General features: G+C 44.5%; 14 protein-coding genes. 8 read left to right on the forward strand and 6 right to left on the reverse strand.

The window, feature by feature from the left end; all coding sequences use genetic code 11:
• Positions 1-397 precede the first annotated feature (397 nt).
• Entirely contained in the window at positions 398-2,092 is a 1,695-nt protein-coding gene (locus tag PseudUWO310_RS00185; protein ID WP_142598048.1) for an adenylate/guanylate cyclase domain-containing protein, read from the reverse strand.
• Positions 2,093-2,467: 375 nt separating this feature from the next.
• Here PseudUWO310_RS00185 and PseudUWO310_RS00190 point away from each other — a divergent pair, with 375 nt between their 5' ends.
• The gene (locus tag PseudUWO310_RS00190; RefSeq protein ID WP_142598050.1) at positions 2,468-3,733 is read left to right on the forward strand and encodes an aspartate aminotransferase family protein; all 1,266 of its coding nucleotides are present in this window, start codon (positions 2,468-2,470) and stop codon (positions 3,731-3,733) included.
• Between the two features lie 464 nt (positions 3,734-4,197).
• Positions 4,198-5,121 (forward strand): peptidoglycan DD-metalloendopeptidase family protein, encoded by a 924-nt coding sequence (locus tag PseudUWO310_RS00195; RefSeq protein ID WP_142598052.1) that lies wholly within the window; start codon positions 4,198-4,200, stop codon positions 5,119-5,121.
• Between the two features lie 33 nt (positions 5,122-5,154).
• Here the strand turns inward: PseudUWO310_RS00195 and PseudUWO310_RS00200 are convergent, their stop codons facing one another.
• From PseudUWO310_RS00200 to PseudUWO310_RS00220, 5 genes are all read right to left on the reverse strand, one after another.
• Entirely contained in the window at positions 5,155-5,703 is a 549-nt protein-coding gene (locus PseudUWO310_RS00200; RefSeq protein ID WP_142598054.1) for an NUDIX hydrolase, read from the reverse strand.
• Between the two features lie 234 nt (positions 5,704-5,937).
• A complete protein-coding gene (locus PseudUWO310_RS00205; RefSeq protein WP_142598056.1) occupies positions 5,938-7,356 on the reverse strand; it encodes an aminotransferase class I/II-fold pyridoxal phosphate-dependent enzyme in 1,419 nt (472 codons plus the stop codon).
• Between the two features lie 203 nt (positions 7,357-7,559).
• Positions 7,560-9,485, reverse strand: a complete 1,926-nt coding sequence (gene sir / locus PseudUWO310_RS00210) for a sulfite reductase, ferredoxin dependent (RefSeq protein ID WP_142598058.1) — start codon at positions 9,483-9,485, stop codon at positions 7,560-7,562.
• A gap of 314 nt (positions 9,486-9,799) precedes the next feature.
• Positions 9,800-11,326 carry an ammonium transporter gene (locus PseudUWO310_RS00215; RefSeq protein WP_142598060.1) on the reverse strand — a complete coding sequence of 509 codons (1,527 nt, stop codon included), beginning with the start codon at positions 11,324-11,326 and terminating at the stop codon, positions 9,800-9,802.
• Positions 11,327-11,672: 346 nt separating this feature from the next.
• Positions 11,673-12,314 (reverse strand): GAF domain-containing protein, encoded by a 642-nt coding sequence (locus PseudUWO310_RS00220; protein WP_142598062.1) that lies wholly within the window; start codon positions 12,312-12,314, stop codon positions 11,673-11,675.
• Positions 12,315-12,440: 126 nt separating this feature from the next.
• Between PseudUWO310_RS00220 and PseudUWO310_RS00225 the strand changes: the two genes are divergently transcribed.
• From PseudUWO310_RS00225 to PseudUWO310_RS00245, 6 genes are all read left to right on the forward strand, one after another.
• The gene (locus tag PseudUWO310_RS00225) at positions 12,441-12,992 is read left to right on the forward strand and encodes an Npun_F5560 family protein (protein ID WP_009628225.1); all 552 of its coding nucleotides are present in this window, start codon (positions 12,441-12,443) and stop codon (positions 12,990-12,992) included.
• Between the two features lie 219 nt (positions 12,993-13,211).
• Positions 13,212-13,337, forward strand: a complete 126-nt coding sequence (locus PseudUWO310_RS23470) for a hypothetical protein (RefSeq protein WP_263363358.1) — start codon at positions 13,212-13,214, stop codon at positions 13,335-13,337.
• A 69-nt stretch (positions 13,338-13,406) separates the two neighbouring features.
• A complete protein-coding gene (locus PseudUWO310_RS00230) occupies positions 13,407-13,985 on the forward strand; it encodes a hypothetical protein (RefSeq protein WP_055075793.1) in 579 nt (192 codons plus the stop codon).
• 481 nt (positions 13,986-14,466) lie between these two features.
• Positions 14,467-15,168 (forward strand): GUN4 domain-containing protein, encoded by a 702-nt coding sequence (locus tag PseudUWO310_RS00235; protein ID WP_142598064.1) that lies wholly within the window; start codon positions 14,467-14,469, stop codon positions 15,166-15,168.
• Positions 15,169-15,431: 263 nt separating this feature from the next.
• Positions 15,432-16,223 carry a membrane protein insertion efficiency factor YidD gene (yidD, locus tag PseudUWO310_RS00240; protein ID WP_142598066.1) on the forward strand — a complete coding sequence of 264 codons (792 nt, stop codon included), beginning with the start codon at positions 15,432-15,434 and terminating at the stop codon, positions 16,221-16,223.
• A 59-nt stretch (positions 16,224-16,282) separates the two neighbouring features.
• A complete protein-coding gene (locus PseudUWO310_RS00245) occupies positions 16,283-16,984 on the forward strand; it encodes an ABC transporter ATP-binding protein (protein WP_142598068.1) in 702 nt (233 codons plus the stop codon).
• Positions 16,985-17,125: the final 141 nt, after the last annotated feature.

Genomic DNA, 17,125 nt, shown 5'->3' on the forward strand with positions numbered 1-17,125 from the left:
CAAAAATAGAGAGCCTTATCCCAATGAAGAAATGGCATAGCCATTTCTTCATTGGAAAACCATTTCTCAAAGCCCAAAAGTAAAAGCCTTGCATAGCAAGGCTTTTACTTTTGGGCTTTGAGAATTTGCCAGCTTATACCAATTTCCAAAAGTGTAGCTACACTTTCGGAAATTGAAAACCAAACCCAGTAAGGTTTTTAAAAACACAAAATGGCGTAGCCATTTTGTGTTTTGGTATTAACTCGAACTGACGTTTACTAGGCTTAGTTTTTACAGCAATTTTCGATCAAAAGAACCATAAGAAACTTTTTGAAAGTGTTGCAAAGCAACACTTTCAAAAAGTTTCTTGGTTTGGATTTGAGCGCAAAGCGCTGTAATTCAATCAGGATTTAAAAGTTTATGAGGGAAAAATCGTTTTGGTCTTACTACTCAGTTCGCGAATATCAATCTGTTCCCAGAGGATGCGATATAGTTGCAGTGGTTCTTCTTTCCCTTTAACTTTAATCAAGTCTAACTTCTCTAAAGGTAAATGCAAACTTTCAATCTTTACCTTTGTACTCTCAGAGATAAATACATCACCAGCTTGCGCCGCCGTGCAGATTCGGCTAGCCACATTCATCGTGTCGCCAATATTTGTATACTGAATCAGGTTTTCAGAGCCAATGTTGCCCGAAGCAACCATCCCCGTATTCAGTCCGATGTGAATTTGAATTTGCAGATCCCGTCCTTGTTCAGTCCAATCCTCATTTAATTTTCGCATCGCCCACTGCATAGCGATCGCCGCATTAACTGCCATGATCGCATCATCATCTCTTTGATAGGGAGAACCCCAAACGGCAAGCAAGGCATCCGCAATGTATTTCTCCAAAGTACCACCAAAGGGAAAGACTATATCTTCAACCATCACTTTGAAATATTCATTCAAGAATTCCAAAACCTTGCGTGGCTGCATCGGTGCTGTCATTTCGGTAAAGCCACTAATATCTGAAAATAGAGCCGTAACTTCTGTCTCAATAATCCGATTTAAGTCCCAACCCTCTTCAATTTTTTGACTGACCGCCGCAGGAAAAAATCGTTCTAATTTAGTGCGACGGATTACTTCCGATTGCATACTTTGATAGAGATTTGCATTTTCGATCGCGATCGCCGCCTGATTAGCAAGACTGCTCAAAAATTCTAAATCTTCTTTATGGTAAGCATGACCGTGGGAAAGGTTATCCACGTATAGCACGCCGATCGTGCGATCCCTTGGTTTTAGGGGCGCACACATGGCAGCTTGGATCGATTGCTGAATGATCGATTGAGAACTGTCAAAGCGGCGATCGCCCGAAGCGTCATCACTGATAATCGCATCGCCTTGCTTCAGGACAAAATTCGCAATTTTGCGACTATAAAAATCAAGATTAGCCGTAGCATTGGGATTACTAAATTTAGCTGCTTTGGGTTCCAGATTCCCCGTTTTTTCATCTATCAGCAATAGCACAGCGCGATCAACCGACATGATTTTGAGTAGCAACTCTAGAATTTTCTCAGGCAAAGCGGAGTAGGCTTCGGGCGATGACAGTTCTTGGCTTACCTCTAGCAATACGCGTAATTTCGCCGATGTTCGTTGAGCCTCATCCGATTCTTGAATCATCAACACCGAGCCAGAGGTGGCGATATTTTGCTTTAGCAAATCCTGCATATTCACGCGAGATTTTTCTGGAGAGACCCGCATCAAGATCGATAAACCCGAACTAGCATTGGTGGGGTTAGCGATAGCATTGATCTCACTACCAGAGCTACTAGCCTCAATTTTTAATTCATCCACTAATCGAAAGATGACACTGCCAAATTGAACGAGATCGTTATGATTGAGCTTTTGCTGCGCGATCTTGATCTGGTTCACCAGCGTGCCATTACTACTATTGAGATCGGTAACAAATATGCCCTTATCAGTAACTTGGATTTCGGCATGATGACGGGAGAGGCTACGCGCATCGTCTTCCACGACAATACTATTATCTAATCCTCTTCCAATCGTATTTACGCCATATCTCAGATCGCAGATACGTTCATGGGGAGTTCCTTGATTTTGAATAATGTATGGCATATCTCTACCTGCTGAGCCTACTGTTTGCAAATCATCTATTTATACCAAATCACAAAATGGCTACGCCATTTTGTGATTTTAAAACCTTTACTGGGTTTGGTTTTCAATTACCAAAAGTGTAGCCACACTTTTGGTAATTGGTATTAGAGGTGTGTCAACGCTACACCTCCAAATAATCTACGCCTTATACCAATTCCCAAAATGGCGTTGCCATTTTGGGAATTGCAAAACCTTACTGGGTTTGTTTTTTAATTAACGAAAGTGTTGTCACACTTTCGTTAATTGGTATTAATCGGCTAATTCCACTACAGAAGTTCCTACGAAAACTCTCATATCATTCATAATGAAATTAACAGCATTATCCCATTTTTATCCATGTCGCCAACTACGCTAGAAGTACAATCTCAAGCTCAGGCTGCTAGTCAAGTTTCTCCTGACGCGATCGCCGAGTTTAATCAGTATGTGATGAATACCTATGCTCGCTTTCCGATCGCCTTGGATCGCGGCGAAGGCTGTCGCGTTTGGGACAGCAATGGCAAGGAATATTTAGATTTCGTAGCGGGCATTGCTACTTGTACGTTGGGACACGCACATCCTGCCATGATAAAGGCGGTAACCGATCAGATTCAAACCCTGCACCACGCATCTAATTTGTTTTATTTTGCGGCTCAAGGGCAATTGGCTAAATGGTTGGTACAAAACTCCTGTGCAGACAAGGCTTTTTTCTGCAACTCAGGGGCAGAAGCCAATGAGGGCGCGATCAAGTTAGCCCGTAAATATGCCCATACCAAGCTTGGTATTACCGATCCTTTAATTTTGACAGCCAATGCTAGTTTTCACGGACGAACTCTGGCGACGGTGACAGCGACAGGGCAACCCAAATATCATAAAAATTTTGCTCCCCTCGTATCGGGCTTTGACTATATTCCTTACAATGACATCGCCGCCCTTGAGGTTGCCGTACAGAAATACGAAGGTAGACTCTGCGCGATCATGCTCGAACCCTTGCAGGGAGAGGGGGGAGTCAATCCTGGCGATCGCGCCTATTTTGCCAGAATTAGAGAAATCTGTGACGAGAAGAAGATCCTGCTAATTATCGATGAAGTGCAGGTGGGCATGGGACGCAGTGGTATGCTCTGGGGTTACGAAAACCTCGGTATCCAGCCCGATATCTTTACTTCAGCAAAGGGCTTAGGTGGGGGCATTCCCATCGGAGCGATGATGTGCAAGGCGCATTGCGATGTGTTTGAGCCTGGCGATCACGCCAGTACTTTTGGGGGTAATCCCTTTGCCTGCACGGTGGCGCTGTCGGTTTGCAATACGATGGTCGATGATAATCTGATCGCCAATGCCAGAGAGCGCGGTCAACAACTGCGCACGGGACTACAGGCTATTTGCGATCGCTATCCTCAACATATTGCTTCGGTGAGAGGTTGGGGCTTGATCGATGGTTTAGTACTGCAAGAATCCAGTAATATCCAAGCCCGTGATGTGGTTGCCGCAGGCATCGAGCATGGTTTGCTGTTAGTGCCTGCGGGTGTTAAGGTGGTGCGGTTTGTGCCACCACTAATCGTTTCGGCAACCGAGATCGACCAAGCCCTAGCCATAGTTGAGCAGGCGATCGCCAGTTTTGCATCTTAAAAATTCCATTTTTATAACATCTTCACCAAAATAAGGGGCGCTTTGCGCTCCTTATTTTGCTTCTTTCCGCAATCTTCAATCTCAAAAAACCAAGAGATTTTTGCAATTGTGGCTTCGCCACAATTGCAAAAATCTCTTGGTTTGGATTTAAACGCAAGCCCCAAAAGATAAGTGGCTACGCTTCGCGTAGCCACTTATCTTTTGGGGCTTGCTTATAGGTTCAGAAAATAGCTTTGCTATTTTCTGAACGGGTATTAATTGCTGGCAAAAACAATTTTTTAGCAGATTGATCGTCGCTAGTTGTCACATTTCATCAAAATTGATGTAGAATCTCACTCGTTCTCGTTACGGAAATTTTCAGAGCATCATCCCAGCCTTCTACAAGTCTTCTTACAGGGCTTCTTGTGCATTTATGTACGGCTTGTAGCTTGCTCTCAACCGTCCTACAGCGCATACAAAACTTTATGTCTCGCTCCCACCAGTTATTTAATTTGTTTAGTCATCGTCGATTATTCAACAAATCGAGAGCCTTAAATTTTCGTCTATTAGGGCTAACTCTATGTGGATTGACTAGTAGTTTGGCGATCGCTGCTCCCATTGCTCAGGCAAATCGGTTGGAAACTTTTGTATACGATCTGAACGATAGCAAGATCGAATTTTCACTCAAAAATGATATTGAGCCCAAGGGAACGGTAATTAGCAATCCCACTCGCATCGTGATCGATCTTCCAGGCATCATTTATCAAGGACCTACGGTCAGGCGGCGCGTAGGTCGTGGAGTACAGGCAGTTAGAGTCGGACAGGTTGATGCTAATACCACCAGAATGGTAGTCGAACTGTCCCCTGAGATTACGCTCAATCCTCAGGATTTGCGCCTAAAATCCTCACAACCAGGAAAATGGACAATGCAACTTCCTCAAAATATTGCGGCGATCGATCTTAATAGTGTTGCTAATTTCACTCTACCTATTACTGGGGCTGCGATCAGTTCTGGGTTTGGCTGGCGCGTACATCCGATTACTGGCGAAAGAAAACTCCATAAAGGAGTGGATTTTGCCGCGCCATCGGGCACACCTATCTTTGCTGCTGCCGATGGCGTAGTTAGCGATGCAGGATGGACAGATGGTGGCTATGGCAATATTGTCGAGTTGCAGCATAACAATGGGGCGGTGACCCTTTATGCTCACACCAATAGGGTTTATGTTGCCAAAGGGCAAGTAGTCCGCAAGGGGCAAGCGATCGCGGAAGTAGGCTCGACAGGATTTAGCACGGGCCCGCATTTACACTTTGAAGTACAGCCTGATGGTAAAACCGCAGTCGATCCAATGGACTATCTACAACTTCGTCAAGTGACGTTAGATCTAGCTTCCAACAGTTTCAAGGATTAGAAAAAACAGCGCAAAGCGCTGTTTTTTCTAATCCTAAATTGCTTGCAGGGCTAGATAAAAAGCTGTGATGGACTTGGCATCAAGTCTTGCGTCAGCACTAGGCGATCGCAATAGATACTCAATTTCGGCGCGGCTGAGTAAGACCACTTCTATTTCTTCATCTTCATCTTGTGCGGGAGGATGCTCTAGCTTCTCTAAATCTTGGGCTAGATAGGCATGAATGATCTCATCGGAATAACCTGGACAGATGTAGAAACCGCCAAGATATTGCCATTTATTAGCTTTATATCCTGTTTCCTCTTCTATTTCGCGGGCGATCGTGATATCACTATCTTCGCCAACTTCCAAGGTTCCCGCAGGAAATTCTAATAGATAGCCTTGAATCGCAAATCGATATTGCTTGACTAAGACAAATTTGCCATCGGCAGTGATTGGTACTGCCAAACCCGCCCCAGGATGCTTGATATAGGAATATTCTCCCGTTACACCATTGGGTAGTTTAAGGCGATCGACATGGAAGGAAAACTTACTGCCTTGGTAACTGAGACGGTTTTGCAGGATTTGGGCTGGGGTAGATGACATGAAATTTTTGTAATCTAAAATCACAACCCATTTTATACCAATTCCCAAAATGGCATGACTATTTCGTGGGTCTTAAAGCGCAAAGTAGAGATGCGGCGCTTCGCGCCGCATCTCTACTTTGCGCTTTAAGACCAATTCCCAAAAGTGTGGCTACACTTTTGGGAATTGAAAACCAAACCCAGTAAGGGTTTTAGAATCACAAAATGGCTACGCCATTTTGTGATTCTAAAACCCTTACTTAACAACTCTAATTGTGGCAAGACTGGCATCACTGGCTCCATTAACGATCCCGCCCGATCGCGCGATCGCTTGCAAAAGACTTACCGTCTCCGCCGTGATTTCTTCGCCAATACAAATCAAGGGAATGCCAGGAGGATAAGGGCAGAGAGATTCCGCACTAATTCGCCCGATCGCTTGCAGGAGGGGAAGGCGATCGCTTTGAGCAAAATAGGCGACGCGAGGGGTTAGTCTTGGGATGGGTAGAGAAATTGGCGAAAATTGGCGATCGGGTCTGAAGGAAGGCTCCTTGATGTGACTAGGCAGTTGCTGAAAAGCACGTACAAGGCGATCGATATCGGCTTGATGATTGCCTAAACTGAGAATAAAAACTAGTTGGCTGAGGGTCGGCATTTCCGCCATCACCCCTAGCTGAGAATGGAAAAGGGCATCAGCTTCAAAACCCGTAATGCCAAGGCGATCGACCATCACGGTTAATCGCGTCGGATCGAGGGTTGGCACTTCGGCTTGACTGAGGGTAAGTAGGCTAGGCAATTTACTTAATCGCGATCGGGCTTCGGTAGATAATCGCAAGGTTTCTGTTAATAATTCCTGCCCCTCGATCGCCATCTGTCGCCGCGCTACATCGAGGGAAATCATCAGGAATAGATTGGGACTGCTGGATCGCAATATTTGTAAAGCGCGATCGATACGATCGATGGCAATGCGATCGCCTTTGACATGCAACATCGAAGATTGGGTGAGACTGCCAGCAACCTTATGGGTGGATTGCACCACCAGATCGGCTCCTGCTTGCAGAGCTGAAATCGGCAGATCGCCATGAAATCCTAAATGAGCTCCATGGGCAGCATCGACCAAGAGGGGAATATTCCTAGCATGGACAATCGCCGCCATTTTTGCCAATTCGCCACAGATCCCAAAATAGTTGGGACTGACCAACAGTACCGCTTTGGTATCAGGATGCTTTTGTAAGAATAGTTCTAGGGTTGCAGGACTCACGCCCAAGTCCAGATCGAATTCTGGCAAATATTCCGTCGGCAAATAAATAGGCGTTGCTCCCGTCAAAACTAAGGCGGCGATCGCTGATTTATGGCAGTTACGCCCAATTAACACCTTGTCTCCCTCCTGACAGGTTGCTAACAGCATCGCCTGCACACCACAGGTAGAGCCATTGGTCAAGAACCAAGTGCGATCGCTCCCGTAGGCTTTGGCAGCTAATATTTCGGCATCAGCGATCGCCTCTTCTATTTCTGGTAGTTCGGGCAAATCCAATTGAAAAACAGACTTACCGAATAGTTCAAGCAATTCGTGGTTAATTCCCCGACTGCGTTTATGTCCTGGGGTATAAAAAGCAGCATGATCGATGGATAAATATCGTCGCGCCGCTTCTAATAATGGAACAGAATTTTGATTCAAGGACTAAATAAGTAGCTCAGCATAAATAAACTGAAAACCTAGAAGAGAGTACCGCCCGCGTAGCGGGCGGTACTCTCTCTGGTTTTGTTTTTTGAACAGTGTTGTCACACTTTCGTAAATTGGTATTCGTAAATTGGTATTAGTGCATAAGTATCGGCAAGACAGGCTGACCGCTAAGCGGTCAGCCTGTCTTTGGGAGCTACCTATTGCAAATATTTGATCAAGGCAGTTTCCACGATATCCTTCATCGAAGCACCCTGTTCTTCCACCGCCTTTTTCAAGAGTTCGTAGGATTTCGTCGATAGAGTAACGCGATGGCGTACATCTTTCCGTTTGCCCTTTGGCTCATTTTCTTCAAGCTCAGGCACATAGGCTTCCGCAAACTTCCGCAGGTCTTCATTGCCTTTGCGATCGCAAAAATCACCAAAGGTTTCCCCCACAGCTCGTTCATTTTTGAAATAAACAAATAGAGGCTCTAAGCCCTTTTCAAGATTATTGATATGCAAGCGCTGCACGTAGGGCTGAGCCAAACGAGTCGAGTTAAAACTACCCCCCAGCCAAATTTGGTATTCATCGGCGGCACTGCCAACAAAAGCTAGCTCAGCCATGTAGGGACGAGCGCAACCGTTGGGACAGCCAGTCATACGGGTGACAAAGGTTTCATTCTCTAAGCCCAAACGCACCAATAGTTCGCGGATTCTCGCCAATACATTTGGCAAGGCGCGTTCTGACTCGGCGATCGCCAATCCACAGGTGGGGAAGGCAGGACAAGCCATCGAGTAACGTACGAGGGAATCGATCTGATCGGGAGCGAGCACACCGCAGCGATCGAGAATTTTTTGAATCTCCTCCTTCTCATCGGCAGCAACCTCTGTAATCAACAGATTGTGATTGGGAGTCAGGACGAAATCATGGTGAAATTGCTCACTGATTTCACGAAGGGCTGTTTTTAGTTTTAGCCCCTCGCGATCGATCACCCGACCATTTTCAATGGAGATACCCACAAAATATTTACCGTCGCCTTGCTCGTGCCAGCCAAGATAATCCTGATATTTAAAGGGGGGTAACTCGCGTGCGGGAGCTAGGGGCGTGGGGTAATAGTCCAATAACACCTGTTTGAACTTTTCCAATCCCCATTCATGCAAAATATGTTTGAAGCGAGAATGGCGACGATTGTGGCGATCGCCATAGTCCCTTTGCAAAGAAACGATCGCTTTGATTGCATCATAAATTTGGGCGACAGGGACAAAGCCAATGCTGTCGGCAAGACGCACGATGGTCGCATCATTATTGTGAGCGCGTCCCAAGCCACCACCGACATAGACATTAAATCCTTCCAGTTCGTTTTGTGCGTTGGTAATGACCACCAGCGACAGATCATTGGTATAAAGATCAACCGAGTTGTCCCCAGCAACGGCGATCGCAATCTTAAATTTACGAGGCAAATATTGGGTGCCATAAATTGGCTCCACATCGCTAATATTGGTTTTCGCCGTTCCCGTTCCTTGACGGTTACGCGCCTCAGTTACCTCTGGAGCTTCAGAGGCAGTGACCGCAACTTCTCCATCCAACCAAATATCGTAATAGGCTCCAGCCTTAGGCGCTAGCAAATCTGCTATTTTGAAAGCATACTCACGGGCATAGGCATATGCGGGCTTATTCTTAAAGGGAACCGAAGGAGCCATCACATTACGGTTGATGTCACCACAAGCCCCCATCGTCGAACCCATGTTTCTAGCGATGTCGGCAATTACTGTCTTCAGATTCTCCTTGAGAATGCCATGAATCTGAAAGCCTTGGCGTGTCGTCGCCCGCAAAGTATGGTTTCCATACTTATCACAAAGTTTATCTAGGGCCAAATACAATTGCCAAGGAATAACTCCCCCTGGGCTACGAGTACGCAACATCATGCTGTACTGCGCTTCCTCGCCCTTAGCCTTTATCTTTTCAAAATCTCGCTCTTTTTGTTGATAGGAACCATGAAACTTGAGAATTTGCATACCATCCTGACTAAAAAATGGATTGCCATCGGTTAGTTCAGTATTGATGGGGCCACGCAAAAAGTCACTTTTTTGCTTAAGTACTTCAACCTTTGATACTTTGGCATTATTCACTACAGTGTTTGTCATGATTCAACTATCGAAATTTGTATGCGTATAACTTCTTTGCCCCACTATTATACCCCGATAACCCCATCGGAATTAGGATGAACTTTACAAAATAAAACTAAGCACCTGTGCTACCCACGGCAAAGGCAACATGGAATCCTTACAGTGCTTATGGCAGCGCGAAGCGCTGCCATAAGGGACTTGCGATTTAATGAAGTACCAAATATAAAACCAGAATCGGTGGCGCGGCTCCGCCGCGCCACCGATTCTGGTAAATCTGGATTGGTATCTTATTTTCTCGCAAGTCCCTAAGCACTATAGGCTTAAATCCAAAATTAGCTTTCACCTTCCTTGAGAAAACCAGAATAGGCTTCCATTCCATGTTCGGAAATATCTAAACCTTTAAACTCTTCCTCGCCTTCAACGCGAATACCAGAGGTGATGAGGGAAATCACGTACCAAGCCATAAAGCTAAAAGCAACCGTAAAACCACCCACAGAGATAGCCCCTATCGTTTGGTATAAAAGTTGTTCAAACCCGCCACCAAAGAATAAACCCGCCTTAGGACCAGCACCAGCTTGCAAAATATAACCGCCGCCTATATCTGTTTTTTGACCGACGGCAAATAGACCAACCGCCAGAGTGCCCCAGATACCGCAACATAAATGAACGGAAGTCGCTCCTACGGGATCGTCAATTCTGAGATTGTCAAAGAAGCCCACGGCAAACACCACAATTACGCCACCGATCGCGCCAATGATTAAAGCACTAGGCAAGGTGATCCATGCACAGGAAGCCGTTACCGAGACTAGTCCCGCCAATATCCCATTCACGATCATCGATAGATCTGGTTTTCCCAAATAGAGCCATGCCACGATCGTAGCGGCGATCCCTCCTGCGGAAGCCCCCATATTTGTGGTCAAAGCAATATGCGCGATGAGACGACCATCGGCAGCCATAGTCGAACCAGGATTAAATCCAAACCATCCTAGCCATAGAATCAAACAACCTAAGGTTGCCAGACTCATGCTATGTCCAGGAATTGCGCGAGTTTTACCATCCTCAGTGTATCTTCCAGCCCTTGCACCCAGTAAAGCCGCACCAATGAGAGCAGCCCAGCCACCAACGGAGTGAACAACGGTGGAACCTGCAAAATCAAAGAAAGCACCAGTGGTTGTCCCCTGAGCATCTTTAGCTAAATTGGCTAGCCAGCCACCACCCCAAACCCAATGTCCAGTGATGGGATAGGACAAAGCCACTAGGACAAAGCTGAATAGTAAAAAAGCAAGAAATTTAATACGCTCGGCAACCGCTCCCGAAACGATCGTTGCCGCTGTTGCGGCAAACACCAACTGGAATAAGAATTTTGCCTCTAGAGGGATTCCCGTCCAACTAAGTCCAGGGAAATCTCCTTTATATTCACCAAGGGTTGCAGGACTGTTATCTACAGCTTGCAGAAAAAATCCTTTCATCCCAATAAAGGTATTACCACCATTGTCCCCATACATAAAGCCAAAGCCTACGGCCCAATATGCGATGGTGGCGATCGCAAATACGATCAGATTTTTGGTCAGAATATTAACCGCATTTTTTCTTCGACAAAACCCAGACTCAACTAAAGCAAAGCCTGCATTCATAAAAAATACCAGAAATGAAGCGACAACAACCCAGAGCGTATCTAAGCCGACTTTAAGCGCAACCACACTTTGTTGAATGCTTTCCGTCGTTGGTGGATTTTGAGGATTTGTTTGAGCAGTAGCCGCATATACCCAAAAAACACCAATCAGAGCAGCCAGAGGAATACAGGCTAACCAATTTACGGTACTATTTTTCCCTTTTTGACGCGACTTATGACCCAGCACCTTAAGTTTTTCCTCAGTGAATATATAGATTATTTAGATTTATAACAACAGACTCAAGCATGTCTGGTTTGTATATGTCTATACATTTCCCTCGGACTCATCAACGAAAAAATTCAATATAAAGCATAAGTACCGAACAAATCAAAACCCTAAAGATGAGTGGCGGCACTCATCTTTAGGGTTTGAGATTACCCAAATGGCAACGCCATTTGGGTAATCTCAAACCCTTACTAGGTTTGGTGTTTAATTCACAAAAGTGTTGTCACACTTTCGTGAATTGGTATAACGTGAGTTCGGGAAAGGGTTTGCTACACAAACCCGAACTGACGCTAATTACTAAAAATCACTAAAAATCTAAGGGACGATATTCTGCATGGAGTTGGGCATTAACGATAATTGCGGTAATGCTCTCCATGCTGTACTGCATCATCATGGCGATCGTCTCATCAAAATGATTAGCCTGAGAATGGGTCAGCGTAATAATCCCGATCGCATTAATGCCATATATCAGTGGTAAAGCGATCGCCGATCTTGCCTTATAGGGTTGATTGGGTAACTGGATCCAGCGATCGTCAGTCATTGCGTCATGGATAATGCCAATCTGACGGTGACGTAACGCCCAGCCCGCTAATCCATCGTCAATCACTTTAGAAATTACGGTGTCTTTAAGATCTCGCGTGACAGGTCCCCTTGCTAAGATACTCTCCATAATTAACCCATCTTCATCGATTAGAAAAATACTTCCTTCATCGGCTTCAGTATATTGAGTGAGAGTTTCTAAGGTGTTTTTTAATGTCGTTTTAAGAATTAAACTGCCACTTACCGATTGGGCATAGGAAATAGAGTTTTTGAGTAAAGTGGTCTGTAACTGGATCGCAAATTGAGCAGCTTTTAGTAATAGATGCTCTTCTAGACTGTTTTGTAAAGGAATGATATGCAAAAGGCTGTGGATCGAATTCTCTTGAGCGTCGATTATTTTGGGGTTCATGCGCGGTTACGGATTGCTGCAAAAAAGCGGTTTTGGGAAAGATTGCTGAAATATATCCCAGTAAATTGCTAATCGAGTACTTGTGTGCTATAAATCTTAGCCTAAATTCCCTCATGAATTGCACCTATGAATGCCACAGTAAATGCCCTCGCGAACTCATCCGAAAACATGACTAATAATCTTCAGCAGGAAATCAATTTACTTAAGGTCGATTTGGAGCAGAAGGATCTGCTAGTGCAGCAGCTTTCTGAAGAGCTTTTTCGTTTGGTGAAAGGCAATACTGCCTTTTTGCCCAATGCGGAGGTTCACGAGCAGCATTCAGAGGAGATGCGATTTTTGGCAGAAAAACTTGCGATGGTCGAAAATCAACTAATGGCAACCCAAGCCCAAATCCAAGAACGCGATCGCGAAGCCGTGGAATTACGCCAGACGATTCAAGATATGAGCGATCGCAATCGGATGTTGGAGCAAGTCGTGCAAGAATTGCCCAATATTTACCGTGCTAAATTTGCCGAGCGGATCGTTCCTATTAAGCAAAAGATCGAAGCACTCCAAAAGGAAAATCGCCAACTACATATCGAATTGCAAAGCCTCAGCTTCCGTCTGTCTGGGCGCACTCGTCGTCCTACGGCACAGCAACGCCTTGAGCTTCCTAGAGTCGTTCCTGCCGTCGGTTAAAAACTTTCCGCTAAAAACTATGAGGATGGGCGGTACTTCGCGCCGCCCATCCTCATAGTTTTTAGTGTTTTTTAAGAGCTTTACCGTAAATTTAAGGGGTATTAGAATATTTTATAAACTCTATCGTGAGATGTAATAAATCATAGATAGCAATGCTTAACCACAGCCCTAGGACGCTATTGGTTTGAATTGGTTGTTTTTGTTATATTCTCAAATTAGGTGCAGCCACTTATCAAAATATTTAGAGTATTAACTTTTTCGGTAGAATTAACTGGCAAGGCTATAGCTTTAGAAGTTTTTTTAGCGATCGCGATGATGGCATCAGTAATCGTCATCACTAGTTAAAAGTAATTAAAAGTTTTTGAGCGCATTTTAAGCACATCTTAAATATAAAATTTTCGAGGAAAGTAAAGCATGAGTACCAGTAACGACACCAAGGCTGAAGGCTCTAAGCCAGAAATCGTAAAGCCCGAAGAAAAATCCTCCCGTCCCACTAAAGCTAAGGCTGAAACCGAAACAACTGTAAAAACAGGTACAGTAGATATCTCAGCTTTGGCGGTTAAAGAAGAATCTCAACCCGTCGCAGCATCAATCGAACAAAAAGGTTCATTAATTGTGACTGAAACCCTTAAGCATTATGGCGATCGCCCCATTGTTGATGGAGGCTTTCGTGCCGTTGAGTATTTCAACAGTTCGGGCGAACGTCCGATCGAGGCGAGCAAGTTAGCAATTAGCAGCACCTACACGACAATGGGCGGTCAACGTCCAATTACCAATAGCGGTGTCCATGTGACGGGTACGTTTTTCTCTTCGGGCGAACGTCCTGTCGTTGAAGATGGATTTGTGATTGTCGATAAGTTCTATATGGCGGGTGAGCGTCCTGTAGGCTCTTCAGGTTTAGTGGTAGACGAGACTTATTCCCAAATGGGAGGTACGAGACCTGTGGCTTCTAACGCGATCGACAGTGCAGGACTGATGGGTTACATCGATTAATTCTGGGAAAGCGTAAAAAGCATTTTTTAAGTATCTCAGCATAATTAAAATTCAGGGCTAAAACCTGCGGCTCATGCTGCACATGCGGCACAGGTTTTAAGGTTTCATATTTAATTAAGCTCACTTATACCAAAACTAAAAATGGCTAAGCCATTTTTAGTTTTTCAAACCCTTACTAGGTTTGGTGTTTAATTCACAAAGGTGTTGTCACACTTGCGTAAATTGGTATTACTTAATAAATGCAAAAAATGCAAAAGTGAAGGCGACGCAAAGCGTCGCCTTCACTTTCTCCTAAGCTTTACTGGTAATAGCTCTGGTAGCTATAGTTATACCAAGTTAAGCAATGGCGTAGCCATTGCTTAACTTGAAAACCCTGACTAGGTTTAGCTTTTAATTCACAAAAGTGTTGTCACACTTTCGTGAATTGGTATTAAGGGTGTAAATTCAAAGTGGTGCGATTTTTGCGATTTTTAAGATTCTGATGGATACAAAACTGACCGCGTTAAAAGATAAGTTGTTTTCAGGTAAAGAGGCAAATCAATTACCTGCGATCGCTGAATTAGCAAATCTCGAAGCCGACTTTGGTGAAGAAGGCTTACAAATATTAGACGAATTTATTCAAGCACGTAAAGCTGCTAATACAGAAGTGACATGGATCGATGGCAAAATCCATCAAGTTTTATTGCAGAGCAATTTGCCAAAGGCAACCGAGTTAGTTCAAAGCCATTATGCCAACGGAGTCGTTACGTTAAAGTCGGAAAAGGCGATCGACTATCAGCCAATTCAAATTTTGTTGGCGAAACAAGAATTTGAAGAAGCCGATCGCATTACTAGTAAAAAATTATGTGAGGCTGCTGGAGCAGATGCCTTGGCGAGAGGTTGGCTGTATTTTACGGAAGCAAAGTCAATTCCGATTAGCGATCTGCAAACGATCAATCAACTATGGCTAGTTTATTCGGAAGGTAAGTTTGGATTTTCTGTACAGCGCAAAATTTGGCTGAGTCTTGGTAAAGGATGGGAAAAGTTTTGGCTGAAAATTGGTTGGAAAAAAGATGGCTCCTTTACCCGCTATCCGAAGGAATTTATTTGGAGTTTGGATGCACCGAGGGGACATTTACCGCTTTCTAATCAATTACGAGGCAATAAAACTATGCAAGCAATTTTTTCGCATCCAGCTTGGTAAGGATAGCTGTCGCCAGTCTTGTTAGGACAAAATTAAAACCCAAAATAGTGTTGCCGCGCGTTCCGCGCGGCAACACTATTTTGGGTTTTCAAAGCTCAAAATGGCTACGCCATTTTGAGCTTTGGTATAAGAGAAGGTTGGCGCTTCGCGCCAACCTTCTTTTTAGCTACTTAGAATTATGAAGAAGCAATAAACTTTGCTTGTTAGTTCTTGTATCATAGCCTCACAGTTTAATTGGCTTGATTGTCTAAAGGTGGCGAAAAATGCAGAGGAAAATAGCTGTAAGGAGTCCGATCGCCCATATTTTCAATAATGCCTCGCGGGGGCTTGCCGTAGCCGCCATAAGTGGCTATCAAAAATTTATTTCACCCCATAAAGGCTTTTCTTGTGCCCATCGCGTTCTTTATGGATGTGAATCCTGTTCTCAATATTTTAAGAGGGTGATTGCGGAAGAGGGGATTACTACGGCGATCGCTAATGCTAAGGGGAGATTTCAAGAATGTCGGGAAGCCAATGAAATTTTAAAGGAAAAACGAGCTAAATGCAGGGCGCGGCAAAAATATTATGCCAATCGAGATTATGTCAATCGAGCGATCGTTGCCATGGACGCAGAAAGCTCTGAAGAGCCAGAACTCCCTGAAGAACCAGAACTTCCTGAAGATTCCGAATTTCCCGAAGAACCCAGAGCTAAAAGAATCGGTGGTGGAAGGTGGGATCGCCAAAGGCAATCTGAGGGAAACCCATCTAATAATCTTAACGGTACTAATAATGCTAATAATAATTGTGGCGACTGGGGGAATTGTAACGATTGCGCTAATTGTGGCGATGTCCTCAATGTGATTCCCAATGATTGCGGCAAAGATGCTCATAATAGTAATTCTTGCCCCGATTTAAGCTGCCCCGATTTAAGTTGTCCTGATTTAAGTTGTCCTGATTTAAGCTGTCCCGATCTCAATTGTGGTAACGCTGACTGTTTTTCGGGAATGGATTGTAGTGGTTGCGGTGACTGCGGTAACCTCGATTGTGGTGGTGCGGACTGTGGCAGTTGTGGGTAAAAAAACTAGAAGCGCATACATTAGTATAGCTGTGGCAAAGACTTAGGAGATGGGATTAAGTGTTAGAGATTAACAATCTTAGCGTTCGCTATGGAGGTATTCAGGCTTTACAGGATGTTAGCTTGCAAGTCACTGAAGGGGAAATAGTAACTTTAATTGGGGCGAATGGTGCTGGTAAAACTACGACCTTACGAACTATTTCGCGCCTAGTCACCATGGGATCGGGGCAGATTATCTACAATGGCAAATCTATTAATAACTTACGACCAGATCGCATCGTCCAAATTGGTATCGCGCATAGCCCAGAAGGGCGGAGAGTGCTCGCCCGACAAACAGTATTAGATAATCTGGAATTGGGCGCTTTTTTACGGAGCGATCGCTGGGGAATTAAAGCCGATATCGAAAAACAGTTTGAGATTTTCCCTCGCCTTGGGGAGCGTCGCCATCAACTGGCTGGAACTCTAAGCGGAGGCGAACAACAAATGCTCGCGATCGCCCGAGCTGTTATGAGTCGCCCCAAATTACTATTGCTGGATGAGCCAAGTTTAGGACTAGCCCCCCAGATCATCAGGGAAATTTTTAAAACGATTGTGAATTTAAATCAATCTGGAGTCACGATTTTGTTGGTCGAGCAGAATGCCAATTTAGCTTTGCAACATGCTCATCGCGGCTATGTGATGGAGTCGGGCATCATCACCATTGAGGGAAAAGCATCGGACTTGTTAATTGATGAAAGAGTCCGCAAAGCTTATCTAGGATAGAGAAAGACCGAGGGAAAAAAACGAGGCAACAGTTGACTCATCACCTAAAAATTAAGCGATTATGGGATACCACAGCCCTAAAACTAGATTACCTTCGATCTTTGTAAGAAACTTTTCGTGAATTTGTGTTTTAACAAACAC

It is taken from the genome of Pseudanabaena sp. UWO310, from assembly GCF_006861605.1.
GTDB lineage: Bacteria > Cyanobacteriota > Cyanobacteriia > Pseudanabaenales > Pseudanabaenaceae > Pseudanabaena.

What these genes read in the sequence shown, in the direction of transcription:
- yidD (WP_142598066.1), top strand. Translation starts at nt 15,432, where the DNA reads ATGCAGAGGAAAATAGCTGTAAGGAGTCCGATCGCCCATATTTTCAAT.
- PseudUWO310_RS00235 (WP_142598064.1), top strand. Translation starts at nt 14,467, where the DNA reads ATGGATACAAAACTGACCGCGTTAAAAGATAAGTTGTTTTCAGGTAAA.
- PseudUWO310_RS00230 (WP_055075793.1), top strand. Translation starts at nt 13,407, where the DNA reads ATGAGTACCAGTAACGACACCAAGGCTGAAGGCTCTAAGCCAGAAATC.
- PseudUWO310_RS00195 (WP_142598052.1), top strand. Translation starts at nt 4,198, where the DNA reads ATGTCTCGCTCCCACCAGTTATTTAATTTGTTTAGTCATCGTCGATTA.
- PseudUWO310_RS00200 (WP_142598054.1), bottom strand. Translation starts at nt 5,703, where the DNA reads ATGTCATCTACCCCAGCCCAAATCCTGCAAAACCGTCTCAGTTACCAA.
- PseudUWO310_RS00220 (WP_142598062.1), bottom strand. Translation starts at nt 12,314, where the DNA reads ATGAACCCCAAAATAATCGACGCTCAAGAGAATTCGATCCACAGCCTT.
- sir (WP_142598058.1), bottom strand. Translation starts at nt 9,485, where the DNA reads ATGACAAACACTGTAGTGAATAATGCCAAAGTATCAAAGGTTGAAGTA.
- PseudUWO310_RS00225 (WP_009628225.1), top strand. Translation starts at nt 12,441, where the DNA reads ATGAATGCCACAGTAAATGCCCTCGCGAACTCATCCGAAAACATGACT.
- PseudUWO310_RS00185 (WP_142598048.1), bottom strand. Translation starts at nt 2,092, where the DNA reads ATGCCATACATTATTCAAAATCAAGGAACTCCCCATGAACGTATCTGC.
- PseudUWO310_RS00190 (WP_142598050.1), top strand. Translation starts at nt 2,468, where the DNA reads ATGTCGCCAACTACGCTAGAAGTACAATCTCAAGCTCAGGCTGCTAGT.